The 23,422-nt window shown below is 50.4% G+C and carries 16 protein-coding genes and 1 pseudogene; 1 reads left to right on the top strand and 16 read right to left on the bottom strand.

Going from position 1 to position 23,422, the window contains the following annotated elements; genetic code table 11:
• Positions 1–38: 38 nt before the first annotated feature.
• A complete protein-coding gene (locus JXR92_RS00775; RefSeq protein WP_119961268.1) occupies positions 39–1,058 on the bottom strand; it encodes a FecR family protein in 1,020 nt (339 codons plus the stop codon).
• A 153-nt stretch (positions 1,059–1,211) separates the two neighbouring features.
• Here JXR92_RS00775 and JXR92_RS00770 point away from each other — a divergent pair, with 153 nt between their 5' ends.
• Positions 1,212–1,760 carry an RNA polymerase sigma-70 factor gene (locus JXR92_RS00770; RefSeq protein ID WP_119961204.1) on the top strand — a complete coding sequence of 183 codons (549 nt, stop codon included), beginning with the start codon at positions 1,212–1,214 and terminating at the stop codon, positions 1,758–1,760.
• A gap of 70 nt (positions 1,761–1,830) precedes the next feature.
• Here the strand turns inward: JXR92_RS00770 and JXR92_RS00765 are convergent, their stop codons facing one another.
• From JXR92_RS00765 to JXR92_RS00695, 15 genes and pseudogenes are all read right to left on the bottom strand, one after another.
• The gene (locus tag JXR92_RS00765) at positions 1,831–4,041 is read right to left on the bottom strand and encodes a glycoside hydrolase family 3 N-terminal domain-containing protein (protein ID WP_118273882.1); all 2,211 of its coding nucleotides are present in this window, start codon (positions 4,039–4,041) and stop codon (positions 1,831–1,833) included.
• A 106-nt stretch (positions 4,042–4,147) separates the two neighbouring features.
• The gene (locus tag JXR92_RS00760) at positions 4,148–4,918 is read right to left on the bottom strand and encodes a hypothetical protein (protein ID WP_138344928.1); all 771 of its coding nucleotides are present in this window, start codon (positions 4,916–4,918) and stop codon (positions 4,148–4,150) included.
• A gap of 11 nt (positions 4,919–4,929) precedes the next feature.
• A pseudogene (locus tag JXR92_RS00755) lies at positions 4,930–6,417 on the bottom strand (beta-glucuronidase); the annotation flags it as partial.
• 240 nt (positions 6,418–6,657) lie between these two features.
• Positions 6,658–7,518 (bottom strand): DNA adenine methylase, encoded by an 861-nt coding sequence (locus JXR92_RS00750; RefSeq protein ID WP_007562461.1) that lies wholly within the window; start codon positions 7,516–7,518, stop codon positions 6,658–6,660.
• The gene (locus JXR92_RS00745; RefSeq protein ID WP_007562465.1) at positions 7,515–8,153 is read right to left on the bottom strand and encodes a thymidylate synthase; all 639 of its coding nucleotides are present in this window, start codon (positions 8,151–8,153) and stop codon (positions 7,515–7,517) included. Before JXR92_RS00745 ends, JXR92_RS00750 begins: the two co-directional genes overlap by 4 nt.
• Positions 8,154–8,219: 66 nt before the next feature.
• Positions 8,220–8,462: a hypothetical protein gene (locus tag JXR92_RS00740; RefSeq protein ID WP_007562467.1), complete on the bottom strand. Its 243-nt coding sequence runs from the start codon at positions 8,460–8,462 to the stop codon at positions 8,220–8,222.
• A gap of 185 nt (positions 8,463–8,647) precedes the next feature.
• Positions 8,648–9,133: a DUF4376 domain-containing protein gene (locus tag JXR92_RS00735; RefSeq protein ID WP_007562469.1), complete on the bottom strand. Its 486-nt coding sequence runs from the start codon at positions 9,131–9,133 to the stop codon at positions 8,648–8,650.
• Positions 9,130–10,431, bottom strand: a complete 1,302-nt coding sequence (locus JXR92_RS00730) for a reverse transcriptase domain-containing protein (protein ID WP_007562471.1) — start codon at positions 10,429–10,431, stop codon at positions 9,130–9,132. The genes JXR92_RS00735 and JXR92_RS00730 overlap by 4 nt, the downstream gene beginning before the upstream one ends.
• Positions 10,432–10,806: 375 nt before the next feature.
• Complete coding sequence (locus tag JXR92_RS00725) at positions 10,807–11,040, bottom strand: hypothetical protein (protein ID WP_007562474.1); 234 nt, start codon at positions 11,038–11,040, stop codon at positions 10,807–10,809.
• Between the two features lie 129 nt (positions 11,041–11,169).
• The gene (locus JXR92_RS00720) at positions 11,170–17,721 is read right to left on the bottom strand and encodes a hypothetical protein (RefSeq protein WP_206897512.1); all 6,552 of its coding nucleotides are present in this window, start codon (positions 17,719–17,721) and stop codon (positions 11,170–11,172) included.
• A 25-nt stretch (positions 17,722–17,746) separates the two neighbouring features.
• Complete coding sequence (locus tag JXR92_RS00715; protein WP_007562482.1) at positions 17,747–17,935, bottom strand: hypothetical protein; 189 nt, start codon at positions 17,933–17,935, stop codon at positions 17,747–17,749.
• A 2-nt stretch (positions 17,936–17,937) separates the two neighbouring features.
• Positions 17,938–18,657 carry a hypothetical protein gene (locus JXR92_RS00710; protein WP_007571287.1) on the bottom strand — a complete coding sequence of 240 codons (720 nt, stop codon included), beginning with the start codon at positions 18,655–18,657 and terminating at the stop codon, positions 17,938–17,940.
• Positions 18,654–18,941: a hypothetical protein gene (locus tag JXR92_RS00705; protein ID WP_005798244.1), complete on the bottom strand. Its 288-nt coding sequence runs from the start codon at positions 18,939–18,941 to the stop codon at positions 18,654–18,656. Before JXR92_RS00705 ends, JXR92_RS00710 begins: the two co-directional genes overlap by 4 nt.
• A 13-nt stretch (positions 18,942–18,954) precedes the next feature.
• Entirely contained in the window at positions 18,955–22,935 is a 3,981-nt protein-coding gene (locus JXR92_RS00700; RefSeq protein WP_007751559.1) for a hypothetical protein, read from the bottom strand.
• A gap of 21 nt (positions 22,936–22,956) precedes the next feature.
• Positions 22,957–23,421 carry a hypothetical protein gene (locus tag JXR92_RS00695; RefSeq protein WP_005798248.1) on the bottom strand — a complete coding sequence of 155 codons (465 nt, stop codon included), beginning with the start codon at positions 23,419–23,421 and terminating at the stop codon, positions 22,957–22,959.
• Between the last annotated feature and the right edge of the window lies 1 nt (position 23,422).

Below are 23,422 nucleotides of genomic sequence, written 5' to 3'. Positions count from 1 at the left end.
ATTTCTCATTTGTTTGGCATAAGTTTTTTGTTACTGTTTCATTTTACTTTTTGTTTTGTGTCTGCAAACGAAATTGTCAATTCATTCTCTTCGTTAAAGGTATATTTCATAGGTTGGATGCGTGACATGATACGGAGTATTTCGTCCAGCGGTTCGCTACGCAACGTAAACGTATAGAAATATTTATTGGATAATGTAGGATCCACGTCTATCTTTACCCGATACCATTTAGAAAGCAGTTTGCAAATGTCTCCCAATGAACGGTTTCTGAATACGAGTTGTGTATTTGCCCACGAAGAGGCAAAATGTACATCATCTTTTTCTACCTTAAGTGTCAGGGTTTTCCGATTAAAAGTAGCTGTTTCGCCTGGTTTGAGGAAACGGTTCTCTGTCTCGGTTTCCAAAGAGACGGACCCTTCTACCAAACTCACTACTGTATTTTCCGAACCGGGGAATGCATCGACATTGAATTTGGTTCCGTGAACTACGATACGCATACCTTCTGTCTGCACGATAAAAGGTTTGTCAGCATCGTGTGCTACATCGAAGTAAGCTTCACCAGTTACATTTACGATACGCTCATCCTTATTCATTTGTGATTCGTATTGCAAAGAGGTCTCTGTATGCATCCATACTTCGCTTCCGTCAGGAAGGAGAACCTTAGACTTACCCGACAAATTAGAGTATAACTGCGGCATGGCTTCAAGCTGTCCGTTAAGGAATCCTATGTAGAATGAGCAACCGATGGCAACAGCTATACATGCTGCTACTGCGTAGCGGTATATCCGTTTCAGCTCGAAGCGTTTCTTTGCAGGTTTTTCAGTCTGCTTAGGCTCGCTGGCGTGCATACGGTTGACAAGTTCATTCCAATAATATTCGGTATTGGGCGTATAGTTTTCTACATTTGCCTGAATTTTTTCCCATAACAGTTGTAATTCCTTGAATAACGCTTCGTTGTTACTGCTGCGTAACCAAGTCTCCAATTGCCGCTCTTCGTCTGCGGAAATTTCCTGTTTCAACTTAGGAATGATTAAATTCCAAGGAACACTTTTTTTCATGATCATGATGTTTTTATAGGCCTTCACTTATATGACACATCACTTGAGTTTAACCCTTATTCCAATTCCAATTATTTTTTTAATAAATTTCGAGGAACGAATAATATTAGTATCTTTGCCGCTCAAGAAGCCCTTATCTAATATAACTTCGATATGCCTGCAGAAGATGATATCCTATTGTTACAGTTAATCAAACAAGATGACGAGAAGGCTTTCAAGCACCTTTTCGATACTTATTTTGTTTCACTCTGCCGCTTCATGTCCCTTTATCTGAGAGACAAGCAGGAGATAGAAGAACTGGCCCTTTCCATTTTTATGAATTTATGGGAGGGTAGGGCCGACTTGACTCTTAAAATCTCATTCAAGGCTTATCTTTTCCAGTCTGCACGCAATCGTTGCCTGAATGCTTTACGCGATGAAAAGGATACGGTTCCCATCGAGGGAGGAGAAGAATATGGATATGCTCTTGCGGCTGATACTTCGGTGGAGATGGAAGAACTTAATCGATTGATTGAAGAAGCTGTTTGTTCCCTTCCGAACAAATGTGGGCAGGTTTATCGCAAAAGTAGGGAAGAAGGGAAGACTAATCAAGAAATTGCCGGGGAAATGGGTATTTCTGTCAAGACGGTGGAGGCCCAAATAACCAAAGCCTTGAAGCATATCAAGAAATTTTTAGGAGAACAGTATACTTATTTGTTCTAAAAATAGAAATTGCAGGCCATCTGTCTTTTAGAATGATGAAAGGAGGATGGCCTACAATATAAAAAGAAGATTAATCTATAACCGTGAATTTTACTTTCTGGTCTTTCACTATTACATAATATTCTCCATTTTCAAGGAAATGTTCACCATTGGCATTTACAAAACCAAGATCACGTATCGGGTCTATTTCAAAGCGGAATATATGTGTTTCACCTGCTTTAATTAGTTGCTTTTCGAAGTGCTTCAACTCTTTGCATGGACGGGTAATCGTGCTAAATGGGTCTGAGATAAACCAATGCACCACTTCTGCACCGTCACGTTTGCCTACATTGGTGACTGGGATTTCCATTACCAACTTTTCACCGCGTCTGATGGTTTCTTTGGGCAAGTTGATATTACCATAATTAAAGGTGGTATAACTCAAGCCGTATCCGAATTCATACAGTGGGGAAGAGGGGATGTCTTGATATTTGCCACTTTGTGGACGGGCTGTTTTGCGCTGATTGTAATAGATTGGAATCTGTCCGGTGGAACGTGGAAAAGTAATGGAAAGCTTGCCCGAAGGATTTACCCGGCCGGACAAGACACCTGCCAATGGTTTACCGCCAGGTACTCCCGGTTGCCACATTTCAACGATGGCGTCACAGAGAGGTTCCACTTTAGAGAGTCCCAAAGGACGTCCGTTAGCCAGTACCAGAACAATCGGTTTGCCTGCTTTCTTCATTTCAGCAATGAATTCCTCTTGAATGGTAGGCAGTTCTATGATGGAACGCGATGCGTTTTCGCCACTCCACTTTTTCTTTTCACCCATGCAGAGTAGAATGACATCTGCTTTCTGGGCTACAGCCAGTGCCTCACTGAATTTGGAAGTGTCGTTACCGTCGAAACCACAACCCTCGGTATAAATCAGTTTGGCCTTGCCTGCAAATTCTGCATCCAGCGCCTTTTTGATGGGGAGGACATCTTCTGCATGTCCATGTCCATACCATGACCCCAGGAGCTCGGCACTGTTTTGTACCAGAGGCCCCATGACGGCGATAGTTGGCTTGTTTCCATTTGCCAGAGGGAGTACCTTGTTTTCATTCTTCAGTAGAACAATGGTCTCCTCTGCCAGTTTCTCTGCAATAGCCAGGCTTTGTGGAAGGAGGAAGCGCTCTTTTTCTGTAGATGTCGGGGTGTAGGGATTGTCAAAAAGTCCAAGGCGGAATTTGATACGGAGCACGCGTTTCACTGCATCGTCCACCAGTTGCATGCTTATTTTACCTTCTTCCACCAGCTTTGCCATATGCCTGTCATAGCAATGCCCCATCATGTCCATTTCCAGGCCGGCGTTGAAAGCTAGACGGGCAGCTTCTTTGCGGTCGGCAGCATGGCCCTGGTCAATAAGTTGCGGTACTGCAGACCAGTCTGAAACAACAAAGCCGTCGTGTTTCCAACGGTTCTTCAGAATTTCTGTCATCGTGTAATGGTTGGCGCTTCCGGGAGTACCGCTGATGTCATTGAATGAACTCATTAAAGTAGCGGCACCGGCTTTTACGCCAGCTTCATAGGGAGGAATATAGGTGTCCCACAGAGTCTGATTGGAGATTTCCGTATAAACATAGTCACGTCCTGCTTCAGAAGCGCCGTATCCGATATAATGTTTAAGGCAGGCGGCTACTCGCTTGCTGTCGGACATGTCTTCACCTTGGTATCCTTTGATAGATGCGACACCGAATACAGCATTGGTATAAGGGTCTTCGCCATAGCCCTCTGCAACACGTCCCCAGCGTCCGTCTCTTGCCACGTCAATCATAGGGGAAAAAGTCCAGTCTACCCCGGACATGCGTGCTTCCTGGGCGGCAACGGCACATGCTTGTTCTACCAATTGGGGATTCCAAGAACATGCTTGTCCCAAAGAGATGGGATAAATGGTACGGAACCCGTGGATGACGTCGTATCCGAAAAGGATGGGGATACCCAGACGTGATTCTTCCATTGCTTTTCTCTGAGCCTCGTTACGCAGATTGGCATCTTCATCAAAATAAATGAGGGAGCCTAGTGTGGCAGGAATTTTTTTTACTTCCTCACCACGATTGTTCTCGTTGTTATTCCGCCCCAAAGTGTACTGGTTGAGTTGTTGTACCTTTTCTTCCAGTGTCATTCTGCTGACCAGGTCATTCACACGCTCCTCAATGGGAGCTTTGGCATCTTTGTAGATGGGTTGCTTTTTGTTTGCAGCCATTGCTCCGGCCAGGCAACCACTTAAAAGGAGGCAACTGATAAATGTTAGTTTCTTCATGATATATATAATTATGCTATTCTCATTAAATAAGACACGTTTTTCGGAATCTGCTCCTACATAAAGGTCGTTTTTTTAAGGAATATAAACAAGTACATGCAAGAGCTTATTTGAAAATAGGCTTATCGGTTAGTGTCATGGAAGCTTGTTCGTTATTTTTTAGTTCAAATACCACTATTTCATTATTACCTGCTATCAGAGCACCGGTAGGTATCTCCAGGGTCTTTTCTGCATTTTCTTCCCAGTAGGCACCCAAGTATTGCCCGTTTATCCAGACTTCTCCCATTCCCCAGCCGGATACGTCAAGAAAGGTCTCTTGTGCCGGGTTGCTTACTGTGACACAACCTTTACGGAAGCAAGGGATGGAGGAGGTACCTTCTTTGAAAGTTATTCCGGCCACATCGCATTCCTTAATTTCCAATGGGGTCATCTTCCAGCCTTCTAAATCTGTCTTTCCCAATGTTATGCTGCCGTAGATACCTTTTGAATTGTCCAGAATTTCAGGACCATAGGTAATACGTCCGATATTTTCAGTATAGATACTAAGTTTGTGTATGCCTATCGGTAGATTGGTTTTCAGGCTTTTACTGCTATCTTTTAAATATCCTTGCAGTTTGCCGTCTGCATAGACCACAGCATAATCCCGTACGTTTTCAATAGTTAGTGTGGGATTCTCCTCTTCCACATCAACGGTTGTCTCATAAAGGGCATAGCCAAAATCCATATCCAGTTCATTCATGGGCAGTAAGGCATCATCTTCTACTGTTTCTCCATAAACTTGTTCCAATGGAGCTGTTTGTGACATTTTTATCTCTTGTGCTGCTGCCGGTCCGACCGGCAGCAACAAAAGAACCCAAAGCAAGAATAATTTCATCATATTTCCTTTATTTATTTCTTTAAGAATGATTCAATGTAGGACTCATCAACGGTAATTTGCGGAGCGAATTTGTCACTCTTTACGTAGCGGTCAATGCTTTCCAGCAATTGCTGGGTGGCAGGACGTTCGTTGATGTTTTTCTGGGTATCTACGGCCAGTACCAGTAAACTGCCTTTCTTCACTTTTGCTTCGAAACCAATACCGAGCTTTTCATTATTGTCGTAATGGTCTATTACTTGTATGAAAGGCCGCAGTGCTGCCGGAGCATCCTTCATCTCAATAACCTTGGCATTTTCCAGAATGTCCCACCACTGCCAGTCAGTATGGTAGGAAGTTATGAAATGCTCGAATATAGGCTGGTCGTCATGAATCAGACAGCCAATGGTCATAGGAGGCCATTTGAACATTATCGGATTCCAGAAGTGATTGTGGAACACTGATTTACGACCTTTTACTTTGGAAGGTTTGGGGCAGAGTACCACTTTCTTGCCATCGGCAAGGTGTTGTTTTGCTTTTTCATCGAATACTGTGGTGTAGAGCACTTCACTAGTGGACTGCATTAAGTTGCTATGACGGGGATATACCCAGATATCCCAGCTGTTTTTTACGTGTGCAACAGAAAGATGGACCGTCAGCTTCTGTGGTTCAGTGATATTGTTCAATGCATAACTGAAACTGCCAAGTGGAAATACCCCGTTCTTTCCGACAGTTTGTGTTTTCAGTTTTCCGCTCTTAAGGGTTTTACCGTTGCTGTCGGTGATACTCCAATTGATTTTTGCGTTTTTCAATAGGGCAGGTCCATAATTGTATATTTCCGCTTTTCCTTCAAATACTTCATCATTGTAAAGTGCGCGTTTGTCGAAACGGAGCAACGCAACAGTCGGTGCACAGAACTCGCGCCACTTTTCCGGTGTGATGAGCCCTTTGGTATTCCAGAAAGGATCGAGAATGCCTACCGGTGCATATCCTTGTCCGGTAAAATCATTCAGAGACAGTAATTGGAAACCGCCTTTCAGATAAGTGCGCAACTGGGCTTCTATGACATCCTTGTACTCTATGGCGGTCAAGGCTCCAGAAGCACGGAAGAAGTCATGTGCTTGGTCGAGCATGTGGTTTTTGTCCAGCAGTTCACGGAATATCTCGAAATTACGCGCTTGTACGGGGCCGGTGAAGTTCTTTATTTCCTCGAAATTGGGATAGATGCACCGCTGTCCGGATTCATGCGAGATGATGGGCAGGCCTACTCCCAGTTCCTTGTTTTTGTCCCAGTTTGTATAAGGACGTCCTTCGTAGATGGCCATGTGTCCTTTGGTAGTCTGATGGGTAATGTAGAACTGGTCTGATTTGACACGTGTGCGGGCTGTGGAACCGCTGTATAGACGGCGGTTATCCAACTGGCGGGCCGTGGCGGTAAGCTCTTCTATGAAACTGAAATCGCCGGTAATTTCGTTTCCGTTACAGTAGAGAATGAAGGAAGGGTGATTCCCATATTCTTTCAAGTATAATCCGCAAATCCAAATTTCCGCAGAATCCGAAACGAAGCGTTCGATTTTCAGGGAAAAGGACAAAACGAAGCGTTCAAAAAAGGAAAGCGCGCAACACTCAAAAAGCCGAAACAAAAGTTTTGTAATGACCTCTGTTTCGGCTTTATAATTTCATAAAAAATGGCTTTATAACGGCATTAAAATAAGGCTCAAAAGTTTGGCCTTCTACTTGAAAAATTGTATCTTTGTTCAGTGCTAAGCAGCTGTTTTATGAACTAATTTTTCCTGTTTCTTATACAGCATCATGTCTGTATATTCGGCAGAATAATTCATGTGGGCATTGAATTCCTTTTTTGTACAACCCTCAAAAGGATTGCCAATGGTTTTGTTTGCTCCAATCCATTCACACAGTTCAAGTATGGAAGATTTATTGGATGTGAAATAAACGAAGGAATGCTTTTCGAGTATCTTTAAAACATCCAAATAATCAGACAAGCGCCAATACATATTGTACGTACCAACATCAGTGGAAAGATAAGGCGGATCAATTAAAAAGACGACTCCGGGAACATCCTTATATTGGTTGAATACTGCTTTGTAGTCGCATGATACAATTTCAAGCCCTTTTAAGTAGTCAGAAGACTCCGGATAACCGGTCTTGCGAATGTTGTTATAAAGGACTTCCTTGCGCATTTCGGCTACAGACAATTTATACTTCATGGAGAACATAAGTGAGGATGATAAGGTTATAAAATCCACGTACCCAACATTTAGTTCTTCTTCCTCGATACGTTTAAAAATGCGTTCTCTAAGTTCCCCTTTAATTGGTTTATGTTTGGGTATCGAATTACCCACCAGCTCCCTAATATCGGCAAGCAGTTTATTTGTCTGTGGGATATTTTTCAGTCTGAACCGGTAGTTGTCGAAGTCATTGTAGACAACAGTAGCATCGGGCTTGCTTCTTTTGGCTATATGCGAAAGAAGTCCGGAACCGCCAAACAAGTCCACAAACACGGTATCTTCAGGGAACTGTTCCAAAACTTTAATAAACTCTTTAGCAAACATTCTTTTTTGGCCTACAAATGGCAGTGGTGCAGATAAATTCATATTCTTCATACGTTCAAGTCAAATTTAATGTTTTCAACTCCGGATAACAGTTCCAGAGTCCGGTCAATGTTATTTTCATATATATGCACATTTCCAAGGTCAAGGGTTATGGACTTCAGGGGAAGCTCCACCTGCCTTGCCATCAGATAAAGATGATAAATATCAGCCGGAAGCCCAAGGTTCGCATCAGAACTACGCTGATATGCAGATAGCACCAATTCTCCCTCATCAATTTGGAACTGCACAAGACTCAGGCAGGGTGCCTGGTTGCTTTCCACCCCGGTTTCTCCAAGAAACAGGACATAATTCTTGCTGTTGCGCTTTTCCCGGTTAATCCTGGTTATGAGGGGTGGAAGCTTTTCAAAGTAAGTTGGATAGCTGTTTACAAGGGTATGGCCGCAATAATCCCACCAGGTAATCCCTGCCTCTTTGTATTTTTCCACATCCCGGACTCCTTGCATAAACAGTTTCAATTCCTCTTTCAGCTTTTTCCTGGCTATCCCGTGGCTTTCAAATATGTCAAGTAAATCAGCGGGGGTTAGCATGAGCCTTTCGTTTAATAGATACTTGATACGCCCTTTCCTATTGGTCTGGATTTTGCCCGTTTGGAGTATCTTGTCTAATGTCTGGTAATACTTATTCATGAGCTTTATTTTTGGTTGTACAAAGGTAGCTCTACCGGACAACACAAGGCATCCCCGGCACATCAATCACACTGCACCGAGCGTGCAGTGCTTTCCAAACCGTTTGATAACATCATACACCTTACGTTCGCTTACCGAATATTTATTTGCCAAAAACGCCACTGCATAAGTGGTCTTTTCACCTTGTTTTTTCATGACCTCATACTCCGTATATAAGTCTATGAATCGAAGGTCATCCTGCTTGCCGCCCAAACTTATAAGCATTTCAAGCGGTTCTCTGTTAAATTTAAGTGCTTCAAACAATGTCATATCCAATCATTTTTGTACTTTTGCAATGCCAATCATTTATTTAATGCGTAAAAACGCCACGAGAGTGCGGCAGAGGGCATTGCCCCCGGTCGCGCACTCTCGTGGCGTTTTGTGTTAATAAATGATTGGCGTCTATATTAACAGGCCGGGGGCTTTTTTTATCCCTCCCCCGAAGGGATTGTCAATCACTCAATCCGATATAATTCCAAATTGAACTTGTCCTTTTTTTCCCAGCCTTCAGCCAGAACTGTCTGAATGAATCCTACTGCTTTTGTATAGAAATCTTTCAGTTCTTCTAACTGAGTAAAAGTATGGTATTCCGGTTGTTCATCCGAACCAAACTTAAACGTCACTGGCAGGGTTTCTCCGCCCGTCTGAACGGCCAAATCGTATGCTGCCTTATAGTTGTACTGGTTCTCCACAGAAAGCCATACATGGGCACCATTATAGGCGAATCCGGATAGGATAGCCGCATCAGTCTGGCTGTTATACCAGGACATAACCAATGTGTGGATTTCCTCATCAGTAGGCTTATGCCCGAACTCCTCTTCCATGTAGGAGGCAGAGCCGTTCTCTTTTTCCTGCACATCCCATCGGATGCGCCATTTGTCTTTAACCGGGTTCGTGCATTCCATCAGCGAAACCCCGGAACTTCCTTCAACTCTTCTCATGTAAACACGTATTTGGTTCTACCTTTGCCGAATGTCTCTGTCTTGATGGTCGTTTCAAACGGGAAACCATCCGGCATTTCCTTTACTTGTGCGAGAATATTCTTCATTTCCTCGCTGTTGGTGAAGAACTTCTTTGCCTCGCCGTTCACTTCGATGGCCACAATACAGCGGTCTTCTCCCTGCTCGGTTTTGATACCGGTCTCAAAGTCCTTCACTACAATGGGTAAGTTTACCAGTTCCCGGATGCTTACCACCACTCCGGGGAATCGCTTTTTACCGTCTTCCGGCTTGTAAGCGACATTCAAGTCTTTAAAACTTCTCATTTCTTTGCCTGTTAATTTTTTAAACAACTTATTACAGTCGGCGTGCTTCGTCATGCCGTAGAAACTGGCAATCAGTTCCCGCCGTCTTTTTCTCGATTTTACCTCGTGCATTTTCCGGGCAAACTTCTGTTTGATGCGTTTCCGCAATCTTACATAGTCGGGACGGATAACATAGCCAAGGAAATCAATGCCTTCTTCCACAGGGAACACCCGTTCATTCGGCTTTATTTCCAAGTCTATTTTTCCCATTTGCCCGTGAACAGCATCACGAATCTTCCACAATTCCGCTTTCGTTTTACCGAGTACCAGTCCGTCATCGCAATAGCGATAGTAATAACGAACCCCGTACTTATCCTTCAGATAGTGGTCTAAAAATACAGACAGAAGCAGATTTCCTGCCCCTTGTGAACTGCGCAGTCCGAAACTGATACCTTCCGGCAGCAGCTTAACAAACCGCTCCAACAAGACCAACAGCCTTTTGTCCTTGAACACCCTCCGGAAGCACCACATAACAAAGTCCTGCCGCGCATTGTCATAAAACCTCCGGATGTCAAATTTGTATGCGTAAAGCGTGCCTTCCGGATTTTTTTGCAAATCGGTACGTATGCAGTTCATCAGGTCATGAGTACCGCGCCTTTTGATGCTTGCACCGGTTGTCCGGATATAACGTTTTTGCAGGTGGCGGTCCACCACATTCATGATGGCAAACACAGCGATGCGGTCTTTCATGGACAGGATCTGCAAAATACGTTTTTTACCGTATTCTTCAATTTCCCTCTCATGGTAGCCGCCCAGCCGGAATGAGCCGTCCGCAATGGAAGCCGTCAGTTCGGTGATAATCTTCTCCCTATGGGCAAGCAGGAATCGTCCCTGCCTTGACCTCTTACGATCGGTTCCGCGAAGTACCGAATCGAATGCCTCCGACATATTGGAGTATTCGATGATTTCCTCGATAATATATCCTTCCCTGCGCATAAGCTATTGGTTAATAAACATGGAAGATGAGGGCCTTCCTTTCCCCGGGTCTGACTTCTTCGAACTGATAACAGCCTACCAAACTCCACCCGACGCGTGATTTTTCAGCTTTCCACCTTTTCTGGTGCTGTTGCTGTGGCTTGCTCCCCTCGGCACCGCTTCGGGGACACGTCCCCGCTGCTGTACGCCGATTTGTTAGATTTCCAGACGCGAGCCGACATTCGCATTCGTATTCGAAGCATCGTTATTCGCATTCGCATTCGACACACCGCCATTCGCATTCGCATTGTTGTACCCGCGATAGACCACACGGACTATTGGGGAACTCTACCGCTTGCAAAGTTACTGATTTAACAGGCAAAACAGATAAACGAATTACACTATCATCCAAAATAAAACGGATATACTGCCACCCGCGACGGTGAGCCCCCAATCAATCCAGTCCCAAGGACTTCCCCGAAGAGTATCTTTCAGTTCCAGACAGGAAGCTGCAATGGCCGCAGCATAAAAGGCCGTCCAAGGAGTAAATCCCAATAGACCTACCATCAAACCACCGATAAGATGCTTGTAACGGTTACTCATTTTTAAAAATGCGATAATCTTTTTCATATACCTCAAAATTCTATTTTTTCGACCGGCTTCGCCGGTATTTGAATACCTTTTAAATGGAATTCGGAAACCATCCGAATCCCGTTCTTTCGTTTTAGTCGCTTCGCTCCACGCTTTGGCGCTTTGCGCTTACGCCACCTCGCGTATCGCCTTGTACGCTGCCACGCTTTGCGCCCGGACGATTTTGCCGCGGAAGGCCAGACGCGAGCCGACATACGCATACGTAAGCGAAGCAACGTTAAACGCATACGCACCCGACACACCGCCATTCGCATTCGCACTGTTGAACCCGCGAAAGACCACACGGACCGTAGCGGTGCTTATCCAGTACATGTCGGTATAGTAAGTAGAAGATGATCCGTTCAGATTACCTACCGGAATCATGTCCATATACTTGCCGTGCGCCACGCCTGTAATCCACTGACCGCTGTCCTTCTTGCCCTGTACCATACGGATACTGCCGTCAGGCATCCAGATGCGCCATTTGCCCACGTTACCGCTGTCGTTCGGCAGATCCACGCCGTCCATCATGTCATACTTGTTGCCGTAGATGTCCTCATAGCCCAGGCAGCAGATATTGTTCACCTGCACCACAGTCGCCTGTCCGTATTCGTCCCGACTCTTATACCAGGCATACTGGTGCACCAGGCCGTCAATCAGCGAATTCGTGATTTTGTTGTTAATGACATACGCTTCATCGTAGCCGATGGTGTCTGTCATCCCGTGTTCGGCCGTTCCGCCTGTTGTGCGGTTATTGTTATGCTGACCGGCACCGCATTGTTCCTGCATATCCCTGCGCCCGTACTTTGCATAGCTCAGGTTCGCGATGCGGCTGTGCATCAGCGCATCTATCTGCTGCATACCCCGCTGCTGGCTGTAGTAGTGGAAGTCCGTCCAGGTCATACTTGCCGTGGTCGAAGCTCCGGTGATGCAGGCACGCAGTTTACTGCCCACCACCGAACTGCCCACAACGGCACACAGATGCTCCTCATTGGCCACCCAATCCGGTTCCATGTCCTCTATCTTGTCGCTGTGGCTCAGTACCACGCAGTCAAACTCTGCCGTGTTCAGAATGGAGAAATGCAGGGCTGTAGCACGTTCCGGAACGTCTGCTATCAGATACATGCCGGCTTCAAATTTCAAGCCGATGGTCGGCACCACAATACTCTTCAGGATGTTTCCCTCCGCATCAGCAAACACACTGCCGATAAGCCCTGTTCCTGGAACGCTCGGGAAGCGGACACGTCTGTAACCCGACACGTCCACTTTGCACACGGAATAAGCCTTGTCCGTCGTATAGGATTCCATCAGCGTGGGCTTGCCGCTCATGATCTTGCGTTCACCCAGCCAGCCGCCCTGTGTCTCCTTGATGGCATCCAGTGTCAGTACCGTCGCCTCAGGCACCGGGGGCATTTCGTCCTCCGGATAACTGCTGTAGCAGGCGTACTTCTTGTTGTTCAAATAATCGTTGATGCCTTTGCTCCAGTAAAACGGCTCATACATCATCCAGTCTCCCTCGCTGCCGTCCAGCTTCGCCACCGTACAGTCGTTCATATCCTCCGCATCGGCATAGAAGTTCGAGCTTTCGTCATGCAGGGGGAAATAGGTCATCTCCCCGTCCGGGTTGTTCACTTCCACCTGCTGCCCGGCTATCTCCACCTTCCGGCTCGTGGGCATCTTCGTCACCTTGGCCAATACGCGGTGGCGCTTGGACAGGATGGCATTCACATGCCCGCTCATTTTGTACGTATTGCCGAATTTGTACCCCGTCTTGTTGTCCAGGTTCGAAACATTGGCATCGTCGGCCACGCTGTCGTCAAACTCGATCATCGTATAGGGCGGCTGCTTGATGGTCAGTTCCGGATAACGGGCGGCATACTTCTCCAGTTCCTCATCGGCCAGATACTTCGTCAGGGTCAGCTTGCCCCTCAGTCCCGAATGCCGGTCATCCACGGCACCCGTCTGTGTATACGTTCCGTAGTCGTAATACTTCTTCAGCAGGGTTCCGTCGTCTTCCCGGTCTATCTCCAGCACGAAGCGCTCCAGCTTGCCGCTGCCGTTCAGTCTGGCCTGGTGCAGGCGTTCCAGCATAGCGAACCCGTCGATGCCGGGGCAGTTGGTGTAGCGGTAGCCCCGCACATTATTGATCCCTTCCAGTATCAGGCCACTATCGGACAGCTTGGTCAGATATTCCAGGAACAGTTCCTCAATCGTGTCCGGCAGGCATAACTGCACAACGGGCGCACCGGTGGCCAGTTTCACACGGGTCAGCCCCGTACCCCTCACGTCCAGTTTCTTCAGGCGGCCCTGCCAGCTCAAGTCCAAAGTGGCCACATTCCCGTTGTCCCCGTTCCGGGCCAGCCGGTTGTTCCGCATGTTCACTTCTTCCAGAAGCAGCATACCATTGGTCGAAGCCATGAACGAGCCGTTCCGGTAACCGCTGGCTTTCTCCACGCTCATGTCGAGTTTTACCAGTGAGGTCAGCAGACCGAAGTTGAAGCCGATTGCGAACGCATCCTCGTGCCATACCAGCTCCTTGATTTTGGCTGCACCGATAATCTTCAGCGGGTCGTTCTCACCGAAGGCACGGGTCAGCTGCAGGGAATGGAGCACGTCCGCATCCACCACGCCGCTGTCGGCCTGCACGCCGTTGCTGGTGGAGAGCTGCACACGGTACGGGATGGTCAGCCGGTACTGCATCGGTTTCAGTTTATAAGCCTTGTCCAGCGATGCCGTACTCTGGTAGAACTGGGCACCCAGCGTGGATACATAGCCGTACTCCACCTGCTTCAGGTCATACCGGCGTTGGATGAAGTAGTTCCGGTGTGCTTTCAACGAACCCTTCAGACCGTAGATTTGCGGATAGGTCTGTTTGGCACCGTCAGCACCCACCGGCATTTCGTTCAGGAACGGGTAGATGTATTTGAAGATGCCGGACTTGTTATAGAGGCGTGAGCACCACTTCTTCATCTGTTCGGTATCGAAATGGTCAATGGCTTTCTGGATACTGAAGGCACTCATGAAGCTTGCGCCCCCGTTCCATCCGCTCACCATAATCTCCACAATCATGTCCCAGCAATTGGCCACGATGAGGTTCCACAGCCACGAGTTATGACCCTGCATCACATAAGCCCCGTCGCGCTTCGTCTGGCGGTTGTCGTCATACTTCCCGGTCAGGAACGACTTGTTGTCAGAACCGAGCTGGCAGTCGCCGTCATAATAGTCAATCGACCATTTCACACCGTCCCATGTGCGGATAAGCATGTTCTTCGCAAGCTGGTCCACGCCGAGGTTGAACTGCACGTACAGATAGTAGGCAATCAGGTGGGGAAGGTCGAAATACTTCCCGGCCTCTTTCCTGAACGTATCGCTCTGCCACTTGGCGGTAGGGAACTTGTCGCCGTCGTCCTCATAGTCCACCCCCTCGAACGAATGGGATTCCGTGCTGTAAACCATGTTCCTGCCCGCAGGCGTTTCCTTTACGCACCGGTAGACGAAACTCATCATGCGGTCGGTGGCCTTGTACATCTTGTCGTACTTGTCACCGGTACCGAGGTGGTCTTTCAGGTTCGGTTCTTCCTCCGCGTCACCGCCTCCGTCCGACCAGAAGGTATCTTTCGGATGATTAAATTCCAGTCCTCCGTCAAAGTTGTAGTCCATGAAATCCTTATGCTCCGGTTCGGTACTCGGCAACCAGTGGAACAGGCACAGCGGATTGGAGTTGTTCAGCGTCTCGAAGCAGACGGGCAGGTACTGCTTGTGTCCTTCCTCGTCGGCTTCCAGGTAGTTCAGCGTGTCGCCCTCGCCCCATTTCTCGCCGCCGATGGTCTCATCCTGCCCGAAGATGGGGTAGCTGTCGCTCTTCTCGTTGTTCATGTTGTACTGGCCGTAATAGGTCAGGTCTTCGTCGGCACTCTTCGCTACGAACAGGTCGCACGGCAGGCCGTCGATGGCCGAACGGTAATCGTCCTCCAGCCCATGGTCTTTGGCGTAACGCTGGGCAGGCGTAAGCAGCCCCATCTCTTTCAGTCCGTCATTGATAAGCTTCGCACCTCCGGTATTGGTGGTCATGGACGAGTCCGAGAAGTCGCATTTGGAACATGCCAGCTTCGCGCCTACCGAGTTCCTGCGTAACTTGAAGAGATTTTTTTTGCCGGTAGTTACCACCGGATTCTTCTGCCTGCCGTTTCCGTCAATCTCCCCGTAGCTCAATGTAACCGTCCAGCCGCTTGCCGTCTTCTGGAAGTAGAAACGGAAGTTCTTTCTGGCATAGTTCACGGAAGAAGTACCCTGAATACGGACATATACGTTGGTAAGGATAAAGTCAAGCGTCCTGTCCTCTCCGTTATAGAAACGGACCTCCCTTACCAGTTTATTGGCCTTCTTGTCGTTCAGCTGGGCCAGTGCATCCACCACGTTCAGCGTGTCGCTCTCGCTCGGAACCTCACTGCCCACGCTGCCCGTGCCTATCAGTACCAGGATCGAGTTCCGGCGCTTCTTCATCAGCCCCATCAGCTTCTCCATGCTCACCGTATCTCCTTCATTCAGCACGCGGTTGTCCTCATCCAGTGAGCGCACGCCCGGTTCCCCGTCGGCATCCTCCAGGTGGTTGCGGTCCACGATGTAGTTGTTCAGCACCTCGTCCGAGGTCAGCGCCTTGTTATAGATACGCACGCTCTTCACGTTCAAGTCGGCACCTGCCGACTTAAATTCCAACTGGCTCTGAATGTCAAAATTCACCTTGTCGAGCCACTTGGAAGCAGCCGACTCTTCACCGTTCACATAGAAACCGATCAGCGTGCGCTGTTCGTTGGTCTGCACGTTCGGATAGAACACGTAGGTAATGCGGATATTCGTACCCGGCTGGAACTTGGTACCCACCGAGTCTTCATAGCGCAGCACCTGTCCGGCATCCATCGCCTCGGTCACCACACCGGTCAGGAACTTGGCCTCTTCCGGAGTCACAATCAGCCCGTACCGGTTGCCGTTGTCCAGCTGCCCCAGGCAGGTGATCAGCTCGGCATCCGTATCCGTCACGTTGGCCGTGCTGTATTCTATCTCCAGCGTCATGCCCACGTCACGGATGGCAAATCCCTCGGGCTTGTCCGCCTCGTTGAAGGGGCGGTAACCGCCGTCAGCGGTCAGGGTCATACCTGCACCACCGGCCAGCAGCAGGCGGTCCTTGTGCCAGCCGCTACCGGCACCATATTCGTTCACGCTCCACAGCACGTCCCGGAACTCCATACGCTTGTCACCGCTCACCCAGCTTGCCGGGTTGTTTTCCGTGTTGCTTCGCCCGAAGGCGTCAAACGTACACACGGCATCCGGTGCCAGCGTGGCTTCAATGTCCGGGTGCGATGTGGTGTTCACCTGCACCTCAAGCACGGCATCGCCGCATGACACACGGTAGTCCAACGGTTCCACGTTCACGTTCGTCCGTCCGTAGCTGCCGGTCTCACCGCGTTGCAGCAGGTCTTCCTTCACCACGCTGCCCCGGTCGGTCACTTTCACACGGGCCGTGTACGCATCGCGGTCATAGCCGGCATACGTGAAGTTCCATGCCGTGAACTGCTCTGCCTCCAGCACCGGGTGTTTCCAGTCACGCTGGAACCCCGCTGCCCGGTGGCTGAACATCAGGCCGGCATACGCTGTCACACCTCCGCCTGCCTTCAGCAGCGTAATGTAATGCACCCGGCTCACCACACCGGAGTTCTCATGCTGCGCGTAGGCTTCCACCACGTTCGTACCCTCCTGCATCTGTGTCAGGGGGATGGTCACGTTCTTCTGCTGCACACCGCTGCCGGCCGAAAGACCGAGGGTAAAGGCCTGTCCGCCGTTCACGCGGTAGTAGATGTTCTTCTCACCGCTCGTGCCCTTGGCAGTAAAGGGGATGTTCACGTCATTTTTATATCCCCCGTCGGCCAGCCCGTTGCCCGCCGAGTAGGTGGTCTCCAGCTCCATGGCCACCATGGTCACCTTGGCCGTGGCCGTCTTCATCAGCGTGCCGTCCTGGTAAGTTGCCTGCGCTTCCACCTGTACGGTATAGGCAGTGGCATCCTTCAGGTAGGGCGAAGCGTCAAAGGTATAGCTCTGTCCGGCTGTAACGCCCACAAACTCCGCATCCCGGAACTCACTGATGACGGTCGAACCGCGTTTCACGATCACGCGGGCTTTCAGGTCGCTGTAGCCGTCCACCGTACCGCCACCGGCAGTGCCCACACCTACGGAGTATTTCACCACAAAGCCGCTGCCCAGTGCCAGATACTGCGAGGCGGGAAGTCCCGCACCGCCGCTGTCCGTCAGGTCGATGTTCACCACCACCTTGTCATCGTCCGTGTACTTGGAAAAGCGCACTTCCTTCGAGCTCTCGCCGCCCTGGTTGTCCTTCTGCTTGACGGTCATCACGTACTGGGTGCCGTCCTCGCTGTCCTGCACATCCACGTCCGTCACCGTACCCACCATCGCATCGAACACCGTTCCGGATGTAGGAGGTTTCGTCTCGCCGCTCACCAGTTCCTCGGTAGGGGTACGGTTTGACAGTTCCTTCTTCAGGAACGCTTCGATGTCATCGCCTGCATAGGCATGATAGGTGCCGTCCGGCTGTTTCTGATTCCATGGTGTTTCAAGATTCATCGGATGTTCAGTCGCGTTGATGATTCCGCTTATTTTCCTTTTTGCCATAATACTGTCCTTTTATAATAATCATTCATTTATCAGTTTTACTGCTACCGTTCCATGCGTCCGATCCGTTCCACGGCTCGTCGCCTTTCCAGTATCCAAGTCCGAAACAGCTGCTTATCGCAGACCACACCAGTCTTGCCCCGGCATAGACTGCCGACAGGGCACGTTTCCCCACATACGCAGCCGTTATTTCCTTACCGCCTATGGTTATCATCGTCAATCCTCCTCATAAATCAGATACAGCGTATTCGCATCCTTGTCCTGCAGCGCCTCGTAAGCTTCCCCGCTCATCACCTCATGCCGGTAGGCCAGCAGTCTCAGGCTGCCGCCTGTTCCGGTATATACGGCATCACCCAGCAGGTAGAGCTTGTCCGGCAGGATGGCTGTCCGGTCCGCATTCATGAATATGCCGGCAGGAGGCACACCCGCCACATCCCAGTCCCCGTACAGGGTGGAGTCCATGTGGTAGGCGAACTTCCCGGCATCCGCTACATACACTACGCTGCCGCCCGGTTTGGTACTCTTGTCAGGTAAAACGTTGCCTGTTTCCATCCATGAGGAAAAGCGTGCGGTAGCCCCGCCGATGGCTGCTGCCGTAGTCTGTTCCACCTTGGCAGCGGCGTTTTCTGCCTTGGCTGCCGCTTCGTTGGCCTTGGTGGCCGCTTCCGTGGCGGCCTGGGTCTTTTCCTCCAGTCCGGCTACGGCTCCTTCCGCTTTCTTGGCGGCAGCCTCGGCACGGGCGGCGGCATCGCTCGCAGGCTTCCCTATCAGTTCCAGGGGGACGTTCACCATCTTGCCGTCCTTCTCCCCGGGCAGTGATTTCACACCGCTCAGCGAGGTGACGGTCTCCAAGTCCTCCACGCCGGTAGAACTCTGGAGTACACGGTCCAGCACTTCCTGAACCAGTTCTTCTTGTGTCATTTCTGCCATACTCATTCGTTTTTATCGGTTTCTGACCCGCCCAGGATTTCGTTCAGGGCATCTATCACATTGGGAAGACAATAGCGTTCCACCGCCATGTGTATCATCCCGGTTTCCTCATCGCTGAACTCGGTCTCGCCGGTACTCTCGAAAATCTTGAACGCAAGCCGATGGGCCTTGATGCCACTGACACGCGTATACAGCAAATCGGCTATCTGCTCACGTGCATCGAAAACCTCCCTCGTCTGACGGGTTATTCCGGTGGGAACGCTGAAATTCCTGAAATCTAACTTTTTCATATATATCTGTTTTTTAGGATGAATGATTCAATATCTGGTAACGGAATCCGTCCGCTTTTGTAATAAGTACCGTTACGGAGTCCCCGGATGCCATCTCGTAGTTTTGCAAATCTTCATTGTGGTTATAGATACCTTTTAGTATGATATTCTTTGAACCGGGTCTGACCCTGAACGTGACAATGGCTGCAAAATCGGTAGGCAAGTAACTCATGCCGAACTTGTATGCCACAGAACTTTCCGACGGCAGCGTAACCTCTACCTTACTGTAGTTGGGTTCATTGTAATACATCAAAATGATATTGTGTTGTGAGAAATCCACCGTGTAGTTTCCACTTCCGAAGGTAAGCAGCTTGGCTTTCGTATTGATAAACGCCGGGGCAAGTAATGCCGCATTGCTGCTGATACCGTAGTTCTTCGTACCGCCGGTAACATCTATAAACAATCCATAGTTCGCTTGGTCGAAGCCGTAATTCCCGTATATATTGGGGGCTGAGTTCACGATACGACCGACAGCGGTAAAAGCTCCTCCTGCAGAAGACGGTATCACATCATCACCGAACATCACATATCCTTTGCTGCCGCCGACACGGAAAAAATCATCATAAATGGCAAGACCGCCACCGCTCCCGTGAGAGTCGGCCACAGAACCGATACGGCCGTTCCCTATCTCAAAGCCGCCGATTTTCCCTTTGCTGCTGTCTATCTCTCCGGTAAACTTACCGTTGGTCGTTTCAATGCTGCCGTCTTCCAGTATCTTGAAGTTGCCGTTGGCCGTTACCAGTCCCTCCAGCTGTATATGGTCGGCTGTCAGCTTGATTTTGCTCACGGTATTTCCGTACTCGTCCTCTTCCTCCACGCTCACCCCGATAAGGGCAATCTTTCCTGTATTGTCCTGCGCATACAGACCGGAACCTTCAGGCTTTATGACAAGCCCGGTCTCTTTCAGCGCATTACCGTCCTTGTCGAAGACCGCCGCTGAAATCTTTACCAGCCGGTCGCTCTGTTCGAACAGTGTACGGTACTTATAGGCCAGTGCGTCCGCCTTGTTGGTGCTGAACACCAGCAGCGAAATGTAAATCACGCCCGTAAACGACAGCTTGAAGTCGCCAGTGCCGTTCCAAAGTCCGTCCAACGTGAACATCTTCTCACCGCCAACGGGCAGGTCCTCTTCATGGCCGAACATGTTGAAGTTCTCAAACCCGGTCTTATCAGCGTTCACAAATTCTATTTTCAACCTTCCGGCCTTGATAACCCGGTAGCTGAACGACAGATACACCACGCCGGGCACCCGTTCGCCCTGGCTGTTCGTCTGCCGGTACTCCGGTACCAGCCGGAAGTCCTCCAGTTTCTGCATGATATAGCTGTTCCGGATATAGGCATAAGGCACCTTGCCGTCGGTCCGTATCTCGGCATGGCCGTCCGGCTTCGTACCGTAAGGACCGCCGTTCGCCCAGATCCAGCGTCCGCCCAGGGTGAACAGCGTAGCCTTGCTGCCCGTCTTCCATTTGTCCATGCCGTCGGCAAAACTGCTGTTGTCCAGATAACTCTGTTCTTCGCGTATTTCCTTGCGCAAGCTTTCCACGGCTGAATGGATTTTCCCCTCGGTTATCTCAAACCGCGTCAGGATGTCCTCGCCCGTCATCAACACGAACGTACCCTTCAGCCACACGTTGTCGGCATACAGGCCGTTTCCTTTCGGCTGTTTGTCTGCCGGGAAAGCGCTGCTCCTGATGCCGTCCAGCTTACCCAGCCGGCAACGAAGGCAGCCGTTGAAGTTCTTGGCCTTCACACCGTCCAGAATGTCGATACGGGGCTGTCCGTCCTCCGTGGCCGCAATGGATATAAGGTTCTGCCGGAGCGGGGTTTCGGTGTTGCCCATCAGCACGCACTCATCGCCTGCCTCCGGCTTCACCCCGCCAAACTCGCTTACCGGGACCAGTACACCGCCGGCTATCACCGAAGCCACCTCCACCCAGTATGCTTTTAGTTTCTTACCACCCGTAACCGCACAGCGCATCAGGTCATGGGCCACAAAGCCCGATTCCTGCTCAAACACGATGCGGTAGTTGTCGCCCTGCTTCACCACGTCCTTGATCTTGCCGTTGGCAGCGGACACCACCAGCTGGCCGCACACGCTGCGCACCTTCTCGATCAGCAGTTCCAGCGCCACCAGGCTTTGCCGGGCAGTCACTTTGTCCACCGTCAGGTTTGTCAGTCCGGTCAGCTGGTCAATCCACAGCTGCCAGCCCTCACCGGTCAGCCCGTCCACAAACTCCGTGCTGCGCAGCAGTTCGCGGATCACGGCAGTCAAGTATTCGGCATTGCCCTCACCATCCACGATGCCGCAGGGCTTGCCGCCAGCAGCCTCGCCAAAGCTCACACCCTTCAGGAAGCGGATGGACTCTTTGGCTGTGTCCGGCTGGTTCTTGCTCAGGAACTCTTTCTGGCTGCGCCGGGCGGAAAACAGGTTGTTGTCCGTGGGCAGCGTCTTGTCCCAGCTTCGTATGATGTCCGGAAGGGCAGCGCCTTCCGTCTTTGATTTCGTATAGCTTTTCAGCGCACCGATGCTGTCCGTCACCTTGTCGAACTTGCCCACCTGCAGCGCATCGCTTATCTCGATGTCCATCTGCCCGGGTTCGTTCACCTTGCGGCTGATCTTGGTGATACGGCTCTGACGGTAGCCTTTTTCCGGGAAATACTTCCGGCTCTCCAGCTTCACCCGTCTGCCCACAAACAGGTCTATGCCGTGCTCCTCGATGTATACCGGGTCTGTCGGGGCTTTGTAGGCGGCAATGTCCAGCCAGTGGTCCCGGTTGTACTCGTCCACCGCAACCGCAAACTCCTCTTCGGCCAGCCGGTAATACTCATCCGGCATCCGGATATTCCACAGGATATAGGTGTCGCCTGCTCGGGGCACCAGCTTGCCGCCCGGCAGCTGGGTGTCGTCATCGTAGGGCCAGATGGTGATCAGTTCGAATTCACGTGCCGCGCTGTCGTAGTTCACCTCAAAGTAGTGGTCATCGCTTTCTCCCAGTCCGGCAAGGTCGCCCGTCTGGAACGACACACGTTTGGTTTCTCCGGCCAGCTCGTACAGGTTAGGGTCAAAGTCCAGTTCCCCGTCCCGGAAATAATAGACGGTGAATTTGTTTCCTTCATCGTCTGCCACCTCCTCGCTGCGAACCGAGCTCACCGTACCGACCCGACGGGGGAAGATGCCGCTGAAAGCATCCTGCTCGTAATGGTCATAGATGCCATATTCCTCCACGCCCTGCTCGATGTACTTCCTGCCGCCGGGAAGCATCAGACGCGGGCTGCCGTATTTCTCCGCATCGATGTTGCGGGTCGAGCCTACCGGGAACAGGCGCGTATAGAATTTGGCCGTGTTGCTCGTATCTCTTTCCAGGGAGGTCAGCCCCTTGCCATAGCCAAGGGTGATTTCTTCCCCGTGTTCGCAGCGGCACACGTTCACAGTCTGCCCCTCAACCCACCATTCCACCTTGCCGCCTGCCTTTTCCGCGATGGCTTTCAGCGCTTCGTCGCAGTACATCCCCTCGTAGTCTATCGTGATCAGCTCCGTACCTTCCACCGTACCCGTCTTCCAGTCAGTAATGTGGCCCATGCCGTTATTGATAGCCTTCACCACCATCGCCACATGCTCGCGGGGCGTGGCCGTCAGGGTAAACAGGGGGTTGGTGTCCCCGTCCGTCGTCTCCAGCACCAGGAACCGCTTGATTAGGCTCTCGATACCGTACAGCTTCAGGTTATACTCCCATTCACCATCGCTCACCTGCTTCGGCGTGTAGCGTTCTGTCAGCCAGTACCGTTCGCCCAGATAGTCCGTGTAGTCGTTCACGTCCAGGGGCAGGAAGGCATAATAGCTGAACGACAGGGAAAGCACATTGTCTCCCTGCACTTCCTTGCTTTGCGTCGAGCTGTCGTTCACGGCCACATCCGCACGCTTGGTTCCGGCTTTATCATATATCGTTAGAAGCATATTCTAATAGCGTTTGAATGGTTATATAATCGGTTTCGGTTCCCGGAACTTTACCCGGAACTTTCCGGCATGCACACCTTCCGTCCACAGATAGGTCAGCGGGGTGAACTTCGTACAGTCGGCATACTTCACCCGCAGCTGCAGATCCAGCTGGGGGAAACGGATCTCCAGCCAGCCGTCCTTCCCTTGCTTCAGGAAATTCACAAAGGCAAAGTACTGCTTCATCCAGCCTGCCTGGGTCTTGTTGTAAAGCGCAAAATGCAGCGTCACGTCACGCGCTTCATTCCGTGGGGTCAGCACGGGGCTGTATTTTTCCCCGTGCTCTTCCCGTATGTCCACAGCCGTATCCTTCTTGGCCTTGCTCGGGGTCAGGATGGCCGTCAGGTTCTCCATGCCCCCGCGCCGGTCTTCCACCAGGAACACGCCGTATTCCGTCCAGATGTCCGTGCCGTTCACCAGCACCAGTCCGCTCAGTATATTGCCCATA

Source organism: Bacteroides parvus (assembly GCF_017309675.2).
GTDB classification, from domain to species: domain Bacteria; phylum Bacteroidota; class Bacteroidia; order Bacteroidales; family Bacteroidaceae; genus Bacteroides; species Bacteroides uniformis.
This window is presented reverse-complemented; position numbering and strand designations above follow the sequence as displayed.

What these genes read in the sequence shown, in the direction of transcription:
- JXR92_RS00735 (WP_007562469.1), bottom strand. Translation starts at nt 9,133, where the DNA reads ATGAGAAGAGTTGAAGGAAGTTCCGGGGTTTCGCTGATGGAATGCACG.
- JXR92_RS00770 (WP_119961204.1), top strand. Translation starts at nt 1,212, where the DNA reads ATGCCTGCAGAAGATGATATCCTATTGTTACAGTTAATCAAACAAGAT.
- JXR92_RS00750 (WP_007562461.1), bottom strand. Translation starts at nt 7,518, where the DNA reads ATGAAGAATATGAATTTATCTGCACCACTGCCATTTGTAGGCCAAAAA.
- JXR92_RS00765 (WP_118273882.1), bottom strand. Translation starts at nt 4,041, where the DNA reads ATGAAGAAACTAACATTTATCAGTTGCCTCCTTTTAAGTGGTTGCCTG.
- JXR92_RS00725 (WP_007562474.1), bottom strand. Translation starts at nt 11,040, where the DNA reads ATGAAAAAGATTATCGCATTTTTAAAAATGAGTAACCGTTACAAGCAT.
- JXR92_RS00760 (WP_138344928.1), bottom strand. Translation starts at nt 4,918, where the DNA reads ATGATGAAATTATTCTTGCTTTGGGTTCTTTTGTTGCTGCCGGTCGGA.
- JXR92_RS00720 (WP_206897512.1), bottom strand. Translation starts at nt 17,721, where the DNA reads ATGGCAAAAAGGAAAATAAGCGGAATCATCAACGCGACTGAACATCCG.
- JXR92_RS00740 (WP_007562467.1), bottom strand. Translation starts at nt 8,462, where the DNA reads ATGACATTGTTTGAAGCACTTAAATTTAACAGAGAACCGCTTGAAATG.
- JXR92_RS00705 (WP_005798244.1), bottom strand. Translation starts at nt 18,941, where the DNA reads ATGAAAAAGTTAGATTTCAGGAATTTCAGCGTTCCCACCGGAATAACC.
- JXR92_RS00730 (WP_007562471.1), bottom strand. Translation starts at nt 10,431, where the DNA reads ATGCGCAGGGAAGGATATATTATCGAGGAAATCATCGAATACTCCAAT.
- JXR92_RS00710 (WP_007571287.1), bottom strand. Translation starts at nt 18,657, where the DNA reads ATGAGTATGGCAGAAATGACACAAGAAGAACTGGTTCAGGAAGTGCTG.
- JXR92_RS00775 (WP_119961268.1), bottom strand. Translation starts at nt 1,058, where the DNA reads ATGAAAAAAAGTGTTCCTTGGAATTTAATCATTCCTAAGTTGAAACAG.
- JXR92_RS00715 (WP_007562482.1), bottom strand. Translation starts at nt 17,935, where the DNA reads ATGATAACCATAGGCGGTAAGGAAATAACGGCTGCGTATGTGGGGAAA.
- JXR92_RS00695 (WP_005798248.1), bottom strand. Translation starts at nt 23,421, where the DNA reads ATGGGCAATATACTGAGCGGACTGGTGCTGGTGAACGGCACGGACATC.
- JXR92_RS00745 (WP_007562465.1), bottom strand. Translation starts at nt 8,153, where the DNA reads ATGAATAAGTATTACCAGACATTAGACAAGATACTCCAAACGGGCAAA.
- JXR92_RS00700 (WP_007751559.1), bottom strand. Translation starts at nt 22,935, where the DNA reads ATGCTTCTAACGATATATGATAAAGCCGGAACCAAGCGTGCGGATGTG.